At 73.1% G+C, this 12,092-nt stretch carries 12 protein-coding genes and 1 tRNA gene; 9 read left to right on the top strand and 4 right to left on the bottom strand.

Going from position 1 to position 12,092, the window contains the following annotated elements; all coding sequences use genetic code 11:
* Window positions 1-8: 8 nt before the first annotated feature.
* Window positions 9-698 carry a response regulator transcription factor gene (locus ACTWQI_RS27410; RefSeq protein ID WP_443274440.1) on the bottom strand — a complete coding sequence of 230 codons (690 nt, stop codon included), beginning with the start codon at window positions 696-698 and terminating at the stop codon, window positions 9-11.
* A gap of 87 nt (window positions 699-785) precedes the next feature.
* On the opposite strand from ACTWQI_RS27410, the gene ACTWQI_RS27405 reads away from it, so the two are divergent.
* On the top strand, window positions 786-1,328 hold the full coding sequence (locus ACTWQI_RS27405) for a hypothetical protein (protein WP_443274439.1): 543 nt from the start codon (window positions 786-788) through the stop codon (window positions 1,326-1,328).
* Between the two features lie 42 nt (window positions 1,329-1,370).
* On the opposite strand, the gene ACTWQI_RS27400 is transcribed toward ACTWQI_RS27405, so the two are convergent.
* Together ACTWQI_RS27400 and ACTWQI_RS27395 are read right to left on the bottom strand one after the other, a co-directional pair.
* Window positions 1,371-2,225 (bottom strand): spermidine synthase, encoded by an 855-nt coding sequence (locus ACTWQI_RS27400; protein WP_443274438.1) that lies wholly within the window; start codon window positions 2,223-2,225, stop codon window positions 1,371-1,373.
* A 50-nt stretch (window positions 2,226-2,275) separates the two neighbouring features.
* Window positions 2,276-2,734 (bottom strand): hypothetical protein, encoded by a 459-nt coding sequence (locus ACTWQI_RS27395; RefSeq protein WP_443274437.1) that lies wholly within the window; start codon window positions 2,732-2,734, stop codon window positions 2,276-2,278.
* Window positions 2,735-3,021: 287 nt separating this feature from the next.
* Here ACTWQI_RS27395 and ACTWQI_RS27390 point away from each other — a divergent pair, with 287 nt between their 5' ends.
* Window positions 3,022-4,386 carry a tetratricopeptide repeat protein gene (locus ACTWQI_RS27390; RefSeq protein WP_443274436.1) on the top strand — a complete coding sequence of 455 codons (1,365 nt, stop codon included), beginning with the start codon at window positions 3,022-3,024 and terminating at the stop codon, window positions 4,384-4,386.
* A 20-nt stretch (window positions 4,387-4,406) separates the two neighbouring features.
* Here ACTWQI_RS27390 and ACTWQI_RS27385 read toward each other — a convergent pair whose 3' ends face one another.
* Window positions 4,407-5,021, bottom strand: a complete 615-nt coding sequence (locus ACTWQI_RS27385; protein WP_443274470.1) for a histidine phosphatase family protein — start codon at window positions 5,019-5,021, stop codon at window positions 4,407-4,409.
* A gap of 267 nt (window positions 5,022-5,288) precedes the next feature.
* Here ACTWQI_RS27385 and ACTWQI_RS27380 point away from each other — a divergent pair, with 267 nt between their 5' ends.
* The 7 genes from ACTWQI_RS27380 to ACTWQI_RS27350 all read left to right on the top strand — a co-directional run bounded on the left by ACTWQI_RS27380 (window position 5,289) and on the right by ACTWQI_RS27350 (window position 12,049).
* Window positions 5,289-6,359 (top strand): phosphatase PAP2 family protein, encoded by a 1,071-nt coding sequence (locus tag ACTWQI_RS27380; protein WP_443274435.1) that lies wholly within the window; start codon window positions 5,289-5,291, stop codon window positions 6,357-6,359.
* Window positions 6,256-7,728 carry a hypothetical protein gene (locus tag ACTWQI_RS27375; protein ID WP_443274434.1) on the top strand — a complete coding sequence of 491 codons (1,473 nt, stop codon included), beginning with the start codon at window positions 6,256-6,258 and terminating at the stop codon, window positions 7,726-7,728. Before ACTWQI_RS27380 ends, ACTWQI_RS27375 begins: the two co-directional genes overlap by 104 nt.
* Window positions 7,719-9,308, top strand: a complete 1,590-nt coding sequence (locus ACTWQI_RS27370) for a hypothetical protein (protein WP_443274433.1) — start codon at window positions 7,719-7,721, stop codon at window positions 9,306-9,308. Before ACTWQI_RS27375 ends, ACTWQI_RS27370 begins: the two co-directional genes overlap by 10 nt.
* Entirely contained in the window at window positions 9,308-10,693 is a 1,386-nt protein-coding gene (locus ACTWQI_RS27365; protein WP_443274432.1) for an AAA domain-containing protein, read from the top strand. The genes ACTWQI_RS27370 and ACTWQI_RS27365 overlap by 1 nt, the downstream gene beginning before the upstream one ends.
* Window positions 10,694-10,795: 102 nt before the next feature.
* The gene (locus ACTWQI_RS27360; RefSeq protein ID WP_443274431.1) at window positions 10,796-11,161 is read left to right on the top strand and encodes a hypothetical protein; all 366 of its coding nucleotides are present in this window, start codon (window positions 10,796-10,798) and stop codon (window positions 11,159-11,161) included.
* Window positions 11,162-11,258: 97 nt separating this feature from the next.
* Window positions 11,259-11,870 (top strand): hypothetical protein, encoded by a 612-nt coding sequence (locus ACTWQI_RS27355; protein ID WP_443274430.1) that lies wholly within the window; start codon window positions 11,259-11,261, stop codon window positions 11,868-11,870.
* Between the two features lie 105 nt (window positions 11,871-11,975).
* Window positions 11,976-12,049: transfer RNA gene (locus tag ACTWQI_RS27350), tRNA-Lys, on the top strand.
* Window positions 12,050-12,092 lie beyond the last annotated feature (43 nt).

Below are 12,092 nucleotides of genomic sequence, written 5' to 3'. Positions count from 1 at the left end.
TGTACCGCTCACGACGGCGGCTCCAGCTTGACTCCGACTCCCCTGAGGGTGTGCAGATAGCGCGGCCGGGCGGCCGTCTCGCCCAACTTGCGGCGCAGCCAGGAGAGGTGGACGTCGATGGTCTGATCGTCGCCGTACGACTGCTGCCACACCTCGGCCAGCAGCTCCTTGCGTGCCACGACGACACCCGGCCGGCCAGCGAGGAACGCGAGCAGGTCGAACTCGCGCCGCGTGAGATCCAGCCGCGTGCCGTCCAGCTCCGCCTGCCGGCGCAGCGGGTCGATCGCCAGCCCACCGACCCGGATCACGCGGGACGGCTGCTCGGATTCGGCGACCGCCCGGGAGCGGCGCAGAACAGCGGCGATTCTGGCGGAAAGGTGCTCAACCGAGAAGGGTTTGACGAGGTAGTCGTCGGCACCGTCGTTGAGCAGCCGGACGATTCCCGCCTCGTCGTCGCGCGCCGTCGCAACGATCACCGGGACGTCGGTGATGCCGCGCAACATCTTCAGGGCCTCCGCCCCGTCGAGGTCCGGGAGGCCCAGATCGAGAATGACGACGTCGAATCCGACATGGGCCACCTCGCGCAACGCCTCCAGGGCGGTGCCGACGCTCCGCACGGTGTGGGAGGCCTCGGTCAGATGCCGGATGAGGGCGGAGCGCACGAACTGGTCGTCCTCGACGACGAGCACACTTGCCATGGGCGGCACCGTACGCCATGTGGGTGATCCGCGTCCTGTCCAAGAACCATCGCGCGGAATCGGCCACGTACGGCAGTATGAGCCACCATGCAACGAGGAATCGTTCACGCCGCAGCCTGGTCGCTCGCCACGGGCGCCGCCGTCACCCTGTCGTGGTGGGGCGTTCACACAGTGCTCGCGGGCACGGCGTACGACCCACCGCGCGCGCTCCCCATACCGGGCGACGCCTCCTCCCGCGCCGACCCGGACGGCGGAGCGGGACCGCAAGCCTCCTCCACGCGGCGCGCCAAGCCCTCGCCGACCTCTCCGAAGCCGACGCGCAAGCCGACGCGTCCCCCTGAGACGGCGGAGCCCGAAGGCAAGCCGCCCCGGAGCAGCACGCCGGCCAGTCCCTCCCCCACCAGGACCGGCAATGTGAAGAGCTACAACGTGCGCGGCGGACGGGTGGTGTTCGACCTCCGCGAGTCCTCCGCGAGTCTGGTGTCAGCGACGCCCGACTCGGAGTGGCAGATGCAGGTCTGGAAGCAACCGGAGTGGATCCGGGTCAACTTCAGCCAGGGCGACAGCACGACGTCGGTCTTCTGCACCTGGAACGGCCACCCGCCGACGGTGGAAGTCGTCGAGGAATAGCCGGGTTTCGACGGGTCTGAGGTCATGTCCACGGGTCTGGGGTCAGGAGAACACTCCGGCGGGCGGTGCGGGCGACGGCCGGGCCCACGCGTCGCTGACCGGTGCCGCACCGCCGGTGAAGTCCGTCAGCGCACGGCCGTGCTCCACCCGCCCATGGTGCGGATCACCGGCGGCCCGGCGGGTCAGCTCGGCGACCGGAAGGTCGCGGTCGGAGGCCAGCAGCACGGCGTTCCCGAAGCGTCGGCCGCGCAGCACCGCGGGTTCGGCCACCAGACACGCATGCGGGAAGACGGTTCGTACGGTGGCGATCTGCGCGCGCAGGTGGGCCAGCGGCGGCCCGTCGGCGATGTTCACGGCGTAGCAGCCGCCCGCCCGCAGCGCCCGCCGTGCCTCCGCCACGAACTCGGTGCTGGTCAGATGACCGGGCGTGCGGGCGTCGCTGAAGACGTCCGCGATGACGAGGTCGGCCCAGCCGTAGGGCACCTTGCCGAGCCCTTGCCTGGCGTCGCCGCCCCGTACGCGTATCCGCACCCCGCTCGGCAGCGGCAACTCGCGCCGTATCAGCTGGACGAGCCGGGCGTCCGACTCCACGATCTGCTGGGCGGACCGGGGCCGGGTCGCCGCGATGTACCGGGCTAGGGTGAAGGCGCCGCCGCCCAGATGCACGGCCTGGAGCGGGCTGCCGGGTGGGGCGGCCAGATCGGCGATGTGCCCGAGCCGGCGCTGGTAGGCGAAGTCGAGATACGTCGGGTCGTCGAGGTCCACATGGGACTGCGGGGCGCCGTCGAGGAACAGCGTCCAGGCGCGCGGGCGGTCGCGGTCGGGCACGAGCTCGGCGACCCCGCCGTCGACCTCCTCGGAGATCGTCCGCGCACCACGCCGCCTGCCCTTCACCATGCCCCCAGTATCCCTGGGACGTGTCCGCGGGGGTCATCCGCGGGGGCCGGTCACTGGCAGCGGTCCGCGGCCTCCAGCACGCGGGCGGCCTCGCCCAGCGCCTTGCGGAGCACGGCGGGGTCGGTGACGGCCGCCGCGTCGTCCGGCGGGACGAGCCAGCCGGTGCCCGCCACCGAGGGCTCGTCGGCTCCGGCGAGGGACAGCCCGCGCCCGAACGTCCCGGTGCAGGCGCTGCCCGGCAGATCCCAGCCGGCGGCTGTGCCGGGCGGCACCAGGAAGCCGAGGGTGTCGCAACTCCCGTCGTGCAGCACCGGTCCTACTCCTCCGGCGCCTCCTGGTCCGTCGTCCTGGGTCCCGGGGCCGATGCCGCGCTGCAGGATGTCCACCGCCTCGAGGCCCTGGCGGGCCGGGACGGTGACGAGATCGCAGGCCTCGTCCGTGTCCGGCGCCAGGCTCTGCTCCGTGCTGGGGAGATGCTGGGCAGTCGTCTGCGAAGCGCTGATGTCCACGCGGGCCTCCAACAAGGGAAACCCCTCCTCCGAAGTAGCCGGGTCGCTCCTTCTCCGCAGTGTTCAACGCCCCGCGGCGTCAACAGCTACGGAGGACGACGCCACCAAGGGATGGCAGTTCATGGCGGATCCCGGGTGAGATATCCCGTTTGTAGCCAAACACTGCGTATCAACTCCGTCACAACCGGTACGGTCTTGGATCGCCGACACACCGTCGCACACGGGTCGGCAGCACGATCTCCGCCGCCGCACAGGGGCGGCAGCACCGCCAGGGAGAGGGCTCGGCCATGGCGTCGTCAGCGTCTTCGTCGTCGTCCGCGCGGGTTCCCGCCGCCCGCCACGCGCCTCGGCCGAACACGGCCTTCCGGGAGCTGCGCGGCACGCTGTCGCCGGGCGAGTTCGCCGCGGCCGTACGCCGAGCGGCGCGCGACATCGGCGAACAGGTCTCGTGTGACGCCCGGTACATCGGGCGCGTCGAGTCCGGGGAGATCCGCTGCCCCAACTACGCCTACGAACGGGTGTTCCGGCACATGTTTCCGGACCACTCGCTCGGGGACATGGGTTTCTCACCCCGTGAATCGGTACGCGGACGAGGAGCACGCGCCCAGGGCAACGCGCCCCCGCCCCGCGCCGAACCGCATCACCCTGTCGACACCACCGAGGAGAGCGACGTGCTGCGCCGCGCATTCATGACCGGCGGCCCGACCGCCCTGGCGGCCACCTCTCTGGGGCTGGCTCCGGCCCGCCCGCACCACCGGGCCGGCGAGTCCGAGGCAGCGGCTGTGGAGGAGGCCGTACGGCGCATCCGCCTGCTCGACGACCGGCACGGCGCCGACAGCCTCTATCAGCGCGCCGCGCAGCCGCTACGCACCGCCTATGCCCTGCTCGACCAGGGGACCGGGCGTCAGTCGACCGCTGACCGGCTGCAGGCCGGGGCAGGCGAACTCGCCATCTCCGTCGGCTGGTTGGCCCACGACTCGGGCCACTTCGCGGACGCCCGCTCGCACTACGCCGAAGCCCTGGCGACGGCGCGGGTCTCCGGCGATCCCGCGCTCGAGGCGCACGCCTTCTGCAACACCGCCTTCCTCGCCCGCGACGCCGGGCGGCCGCGGGAGGCCGTGCGCGCCGCCCAGGCCGCGCAGCGCGCTGCCAAGCACCTCTCCTCGCCCCGGCTGCTCTCGCTCCTCGCCCTGCGCGAAGCGGGTGGCTGGGCGGGCCTCGGCGACCGCAGGAACTGTGAAGAAGCGCTTCTGCGCGCCCACTCCCTCTTCGCCCGCGGCCCTTCCGACGCCGACCCGGAGTGGATGTCCTTCTACGGCGAGGCCGAACTGGAAGGGCTGGAGGCGCAGTGCCGGTCGACGCTCGGCGAGTGGGGGCGCGCAGCGGAGCACGCACGCCGGGCAGCGGCGCTCCAGGATCCGCACTTCGCCCGCAACACCGCCCTTTTCACGGCCGAACAGGCGGGGAACCTGGTTCGCGCAGGAGCGCCGGACGAGGCGGCGGACGCGGGCAGTCGGGCGCTCGGCCTGCTCGACCAGGTCCAGTCGTCCCGTATCCGCGGGATGCTCGACACGACGGCCCGCCTCCTCCGCAGGTACGAGCGCTCGGCACCGGTGAAGGCGTTCCTGGAGCACCACGCCGCCCGGGCCTAGGACCGCCGTCCCGTGTCCCGTCAGCGGACCTGGGCGTGCTGTCCGGTCAGATGACCCACGTCGTTCCAGCGCTCGATCGCGGTCTCCCCATAGGCCCAGCCCAGCACCGACAGTGACGTCGGGTCCAGTTTGAGCCGGGCGGCGAACGACACGTCGTGGCCCAGCCAGCGTGCCGCCAGCGCCCGCAGGATGTGGCCGTGTCCGAAGACCAGCACGTCACGGTCGGCGGAGCGGGCCCACTCCACCACCGCATCCGCCCGGCGGGCGAGCTGGTCCAGCGTCTCCCCCTCGGGCACGCCGTCACGCCAGATGAACCAGCCCGGTCGCCCGGCCTGGATCTGATCCTGGGTCAGGCCCTCGTATGCGCCGTAGTCCCACTCCATGAGGACGTCCCACGGCTCGGCGCGGTCCCCGAACCCGGCCAGCTCACAGGTCTCCGAGGCGCGCACCAGCGGGCTCGTGCGGACCTCCGCCCCCGCGAGCCCGTCGAACGGCGCCCGGTGCAGCCGCTCGCCCAGCAGCTTGGCCGCTCGCCGCCCGGTGTCCAGCAGTGGAACGTCGGTTCGGCCGGTGTGCCTGCCCGACAGCGACCACTCGGTCTGCCCGTGCCGGGCCAGCAGGATGCGGGGAGCCATGGCGGACCTCTCGCCGAGTTCGTTCATGAGGGCTTCACGGCAGGTTCGATCTGCCGTCTCCATCATCGCTCACCGGATCGACGAGCAACCCTCCTGGCGATCTTCGCGTCTCTCTGCTTGCACACAGCCTGACGACTCACCGACGGGGAGCGAACAGCAGGCGAACGGGGTGCTACCGAAGCACCGGGGGCGGTGTGCTCGCGGTGTGACATACACCGTACGGTTAAGCGCGCGTGCTGTTCGCATGAACAATTGGAGACCGCGAGGATGCCCGAGACCGTGCCCGTGCACCGCGCCGGAACAGCACCAGGCATCAGGCGCCGCTGGTGGACCGAGCTCCCGCTGATAGCGCTGGTGTACGTGGCGTACTCGGCGGGGCGGTTGCTGGCCCGCGGCGACGTCTCCACAGCGGTCGATCACGGCCTGGCGATACTGCGCTTCGAGCAGGCCCTGCACCTGAACGCCGAGCACCCGCTGAACCGGCTCTTCACCGAGCAGGCGTCCCTCGGCATACCCGCCGACTTCGCGTACGCCAGCCTGCACTATCTGGTGACCCCCGCGATCCTGGTCTGGCTGTGGAAGCGCCGCCCGGCGCACTATCGGGCGGCCCGCACCTGGCTGATGGTCTCGACCCTCATGGGCCTGATCGGCTTCACCCTCTTCCCGACCTGCCCGCCCCGCCTGCTCGCCGCGGGCCACGGCTTCGTCGACACCATGGCGCAGTACGGCTCGTACGGCTGGTGGGGCAGCGAGGCCAGCGCGCCGCGCGGGCTGGGCGGGCTCACCAACCAGTACGCGGCGATGCCCAGCCTGCACGTCGGCTGGTCCCTGTGGTGCGGGGTGATGCTCTGGCGGCACGGGCGCACCGCGGCGGCCAGAACCGTCGGCATCGCGTACCCGCTGCTCACCACGGTCGTGGTGATGGGCACGGCGAACCACTACTTCCTGGACGCGGTCGCCGGTGCGGCGGTCATGGGGGTGGGACTGGCGCTGGCCCGCCCCGCGATGCGGCTGGCCGACGCAGTCCACGAGCGGCTCGGTGTCGGCTCCGCCCCGGCACACCGGGTGCCCGGGTCTCCTCAGGAATCCCCCTCGGCACTAGCCGTTACGTCCCCAACGCCCCTGAAGTCCCCGGCCCCTCCCGCACCTTTCGCGTTCGTGCCGCGGGCCAGAGGGGACGTGTCCAGCAGCGGAACCGCCACGATTGTCAGCGGCGGATGCCAGACTTCGGCAGGTGAACGGATCCCTCGACAGCCGAGCGGTGGCGGACACGGCGAAGACGCCGCGACCGCAGGCCCTGCCACGGCCGGCGACGGCACTCCGGCAGCGGCTCGCTGAGCTGCGCGGGCCGACCGCGGTACCGCACCCGCTCGACGCCCGCGCCCTCGCCGCGCTCGCGGCCAATCCCGGCTGCCGCCGCCGCGCCCTGCTGGACGGAGCCGGGGTGGACAAGGCGGCGCTCGCCCGCGCTCTGGGTGCCCCCGCGACATTCGGCCAGTCGCAGTTCGCGTTCATGCGTGGCAACGCCTTCGAGGCGCGCATCCGGGCCGACGACGGCGCGGAACTCCTGCGCCTGCTCTGCGAGCGCCTCGGCGAGCCGTCCGCGGACGAGGCCCTCGTACCCGATCTGTCGGCGGCGGGCCCTGAAGGCCGGGCGGCGCGCACCCGCCTCGCCCTTGCGGAGGCGACGTCCGCCGGGCACTGGTCGCTGCTGTTCCACCCCATGGTGGTGCTCGACGTGGCCGGTTCCTCCGCCTATCTGGAACCGGACGCGGTGGTGGTGCACCCGGACGGCAGCTGGACGGTCGTCGAGGTCAAGTCCTTTCCTGTGGTGGACGGTGCGGCCGACCCGGCCAAGGTGGGCGCCGCGGCCCGGCAGGCCGCGGTCTATGTGCTCGCCCTGGAACGCCTGGCCGGGACCGTGGGCTCGACGGCTCACGGGACGGCGGCGGCGAGGGAGCCGACCGCAGCGCCGGTCGTGCCGGAGCCGCTCGCCGAAGGAGACTCCCGCGCCGACGGCGGTGGGACCGTCGCGACCGGGTCGGTGGCAGCGCGCGTCCGGCACACCGTGCTGCTGGTCTGCCCCAAGGACTTCTCCAACCTGCCGACCGCGGAGCCGGTGGATGTGCGCAAGCAGCTCTCCGTCACGCGGCGGCAGCTCGCTCGGCTCACCCGGATCGAGGAGATCGCCACGGCGGTACCCGAGGGCACGACGTTTGATCTGCGCCTGGCGGACGACGGGAGGACGCCGACCCGGCCGGCGGCGGAACTGGTGGCGGCTGTGGAGTCGGTCGGCGCGACGTACACACCGGAGTGCCTGGCCGCGTGCGAACTGGCCTTCCACTGCCGTGGGCGGGCCCGCGCGGCGGGCGCGGTGGAGACACTGGGCCGCGCAGCCCGCGGCGAGTTGGGCGGCCTCACCACGGTCCAGGCGGCCCTCGCAGCCGCCTTCGGCGAGACGGGTCCCGGCCCGGTGAACACCGCGGACCGGGATGCCCGGCCGCGCGACCACCCGGCCCCGGACGACCCCGCAGTCGACGCCCTGCGCCGCGCAGCCGCGCTGCGCGCCGAGGCGCTCATCGGTTCGGTGGCGCACGGGAGTTCGCCTTGCGAGCCGCACGGGCCGCCGGCCACCGCGGGCGAGGGGCCTCCCGGGCTGCCGCGCGCAGCCGCCCACCGCACCGGACCGGAGGTCGCATGTCGCTGATTTCGACCCTGGCCCGGCTGGAGGCCGTACGGGCCGGTCGGGCGCAGCCGCGGGCGACCGTGCGGCACCGGCATCTGTCCGACCGCCCGCTCGTCTTCGTCCCGCTGACCACGGCCGGTGAGACGGGCGCCCCGCTCGGAGCGCTGATCGGCACCGACCGCTCGGCGCCGCGCCTGCTCGTCGTCCCCCAACCGCGCGACCGCGACTTGCGGTTCGCCTTCCTCGCCGACCTCGCCGAGGCAGTGCTGCCGTACGTGGAGGCGTACGCGGACGGCGTGGAGACGGAGGAGCGCAAGGAGACCGACCCCGAGACCGGCAAGAGGGTGGCGGTGGAGGTCGAACTGTGCTCGGACGCACCGCAGTTGCTCGTGCCCAGCGCGGCAGGCGTGGAGTTCGTACGCCTCCTGGGCCGGTCGATGCGGTTCCGCCGGACCGCCGAGCAGGACCCGGATACCCCCTACCCCGCGCCCGCGCGCGTACCGCTGCTGGGGCGCTGGCTGACGCACTACGGCGAGCGGTCCCGCGTCCCCGGATCCTCGCTGCTGCTCTCCATGACCGAGCTGCTGAGCCGCCACTGGGCGACCGGGCAGAGCAGTCTTGAGGACCAGCACCTGGGTGCCCTGCTCGCCTGGATCGGCTCTCCGATGGCCCCTCCCGGTACGGAGACCGGGGCGGAGGCCGCCCTGCGGGCCGAGCTGGAGCGCGGCCCGGACGGGCTGCTGCGCTGCCCGCCGGCCGGACCGGCGACCGACCCGGTGTTCGACAACCGGATGCTGGCCCCGGCCATGGCCCGGTACGACGCGGCACGCACGGCGGGCGACACCGGAGCGCTCACCGCCGCCGAGGCCGGGATCCGCGAGCTGGTCGCCTCACAGCTGCGGCCGACCTGGAATGCGGTGTGGCACGGCCTGGACCTGCTCCGCGCCCTTCCCGAGGGCGCCAGGGTCACCGAACGCTGGAAGCGGGACCGCTGGTCGTACACCGGTCACCGGGACCGTATCCGGGCCGGTGAGCCACCACAGCCGAAGCAGGACGACGCGGTCACCGCCGCCCAGAAGCTCGCGGCACGGGAGGCGGCGCAAGCCCAGCTCGACGCTCAGGAGGCGCTGGACGATCCGCTGGTCATGGCGGAGCGGCGGCTGGCCGGGGAGGCGTTCGCGGGCGAGGTCACCGAGGTGGTGATGGCCTACAGCGAGGCGAAGGTGCCACGTCCGCGGCCGCTGATCACGGTCCGTACGGACGACCGGCCGCATCTGACCGAGTCCGCGAAGGTCCACCGGCCGACGGCCGACGGCCGCACGCAGACCGGGGAGTTCGTGGCGTACGAACCGGGCGGGGTCGTCGTCCGGTTGACCGGCGGGATGGGCCGGGGCAAGGTCCCGGAGCCCGGGTCGGTGCCGCAGCAGGGCGACCGCGTGTGCTGGACGCTCTTCGAGCACGCGCCCCGCGGCGGTCCCGAACTGCCCCCGCCGGAGGAGACACCGTGGACGCACGGCGGTCCGCCCTCCGCCACCGGCACCGGCACCGGCACCGGCACCGGAGACGGCCCCGACCCGGTGACCTCGGAGGACCACCTGTGATGAGCACTCGGCCGCCCCGGCAGCGGGGGCACGCGGCGAACGGCGGCGGGACGGACCCCGGGGCCGATCCGGCCTCGGCCGCGGCACAGTCCACCGAGGCGATCCTGCGGGACACCCTGCACGGCACGCACCGCGGCGTCGTCGTGGACTCGCCGCCGGGGGCCGGCAAGTCGACGCTCGTGGTGCGGGCCGCGCGTGAACTAGCGGCCGCCGGGCACCCGCTGATGGTGGTGGCGCAGACGAATGCGCAGGTGGACGACCTGGTGGACCGGCTCGCGACGGCCGACCCCGAGCTCCCGGTCGGGCGGCTGCACAGCAACGAGCCGCACCCGTACGACCCGGTGCTCGAGCAGCACCGGAGCGTCCGCACGTCCGCCAAGGTCGCGGATCTGACGGGGCTGGACATCGTCGTCTCGACCGCCGCCAAGTGGGCCCACACCAAGAACGCCCAGCCGTGGCGGCACGCCATCGTCGACGAGGCGTACCAGATGCGGTCGGACGCACTGCTGGCCGTGGCGGGGTTGTTCGAGCGGGCCCTGTTCGTCGGCGACCCCGGCCAGCTCGACCCGTTCAGCGTGGTGGGCGCCGAGCAGTGGGCCGGCCTGTCGTACGACCCGTCGGCCAGCGCCGTGAGTACGCTGCTGGCCCACAATCCCGGTCTGCCCCAGCACCGGCTGCCGGTGTCCTGGCGACTGCCCGCCTCCGCCGCGCCCCTGGTCTCGGAGGCCTTCTACCCGTACACACCGTTCCGCAGCGGCACCGGACCCGGCGACCGGCGGCTGGCCTTCGGTGTCCCGTCCGACGGCTCGGCCGCGGACCGGGTGGTGGACGAGGCGGCCGAGTCCGGATGGGGTCTGCTGGAGCTGCCCGCCCGGCGCACACCGCGCACCGACCCCGAAGCCGTACGAGCCGTCGCCCTGGTGGTGCGCCGGCTGCTGGACCGGGGCGGCGCCACGACCAGTGAGCGCACCGAGGGCCCCGTCGCGCTGGCCGCCGACCGGATCGCGGTCGGCACCGCGCACCGCGACCAGGCGGCGGCGGTGCGCTCCGCACTCGCCGAACTGGGCGTGTCCGGCGTGGCCGTGGACACCGCGAACCGATTGCAGGGCCGGGAGTTCGACGTGACCGTCGTGCTGCACCCGCTGTCGGGGCGGCCCGACGCGACGGCCTTCCACCTGGAGACGGGACGGCTGTGCGTACTGGCCTCGCGCCACCGGCACGCCTGCGTCGTGGTGTGCCGGGCGGGGGTGGCCGAGCTGCTCGACGAGCATCCGTCCACGGAGCCGGTGCAGCTGGGGGTGACGGTGAAGTTCCCGGACGGCTGGGAGGCCAACCACACGGTCCTCTCGCACCTCTCGGAGCACAGGGTGACCTGGCGCTCTTAGGGGCACTTGCCAGGCGCGGGACAATGAAGACGGTGGACCAGTGGCAGGAAGCGCTGCTCGGCACAGCAGCACAGCACAACGGAGATCCTCGGAGGTAGGTCAATGTCCGAGCCGCGGCCGGCTCATCATCAGGCGGACGACGCGCAGCGACGGCTGCGGCCTGCGGCGCTGCTCTTCGAGCCCGCGGAGGCGGCGAGAGACGAGAACCACTTCTTCGACCTGGAGTCGATGGAGGACCCGCGCCAACTGCTCGACCGCTCCACGGAGCTGGCCGTGGCCTTCGCGGAGGCCGCCGACCGGGCGGTGGAGTACCAGGCGATGGCGGCGGCACAGCTCGCCGACCCGAAGCGGTTCGACCGGCTACCGGTGGCCGCGATCGCCGAGCGGGCGGACTGGAGCGAGGACTACGCGAGGCGGATGATCGAGTTCGGCCGCGATCTGCTGGAGAGCGGCGGAGCGGACTCTTAGTGACGGGTGGCGCACTGTACGCCACCACAGGGTGCCGTGTCCGGATTTTCGGGAATCCGAAGGAACGGAACCACTGCCACCGGTACGCGTATATGCCATGAGCACCTGGCAGCGGGACATCCGACACCTCGACCCTCGGCTCCGATCGGACCCCTTCGCGGCCCTCCGGCACGAGCCGCATCGCACCGTGCTGCGCTGCGGAGGTGCCTTCGATGTGATCAATGTGCCGGCGATGTTCGGGCGCCGGATGCTGGACCGGTTGTGGGCCGACGGCCCGGGCTCGGGGCCGGTGGCGGTGCACCGCGGCCGAGTGCTGATCTTCGCCGCGCCCGGCACCGCGCAGCGCCTGCCCGCGCTGCTCACCTGGGAGGAATGGGGCGACGCGGTGCCACCGCTGCTGTGCCACGGCACGGGGGACGCGGTGACCGTTCCGCCGGTGCCGGCCGAGGACGCGTACGGAGACGGGGGTGGGCCCGTGGCGGCCCCCGCGATCTCCGGCGACAGGGATGGGGACCGCGGTGGTTCCCGCTGGCTGGTGGCCCCGGATCTGCGGCACCCCTGGCTGCCAGGGACCGATGCGCTGCTCTGGGCGTGCGGGCGGGCCGTACGGGGCGGCCGCCCGCCGACGACCCGTATCGCCGCGGCCGGCCACGCCGACTCCACTGCACCCCCGGCCACTGCCCCGACCTGCACGGGAGCGGGCCACTGAGCCCGCTCCCCAGGGGGAGTGCCCCCACCCGATCGGCTGACGGGCCTGGCGCGCATAACCGATTTTTGCTCCGCCGCACCCGGGTGCTACTGTCTTCCACGTCGGGCGCCGCTAGCTCAGTTGGTTAGAGCAGCTGACTCTTAATCAGCGGGTCCGGGGTTCGAGTCCCTGGCGGCGCACTCACGGTTTAGGCCGTTGACCTGGGCTTTCTCGTTATGCGAG

It is taken from the genome of Streptomyces sp. KR80 (genome assembly GCF_052245555.1).
Classification (GTDB): Bacteria; Actinomycetota; Actinomycetes; order Streptomycetales; family Streptomycetaceae; genus Streptomyces.
Note: the sequence above shows the minus strand (reverse complement) of the source record. Positions and strands in the feature narration are given on the sequence as shown.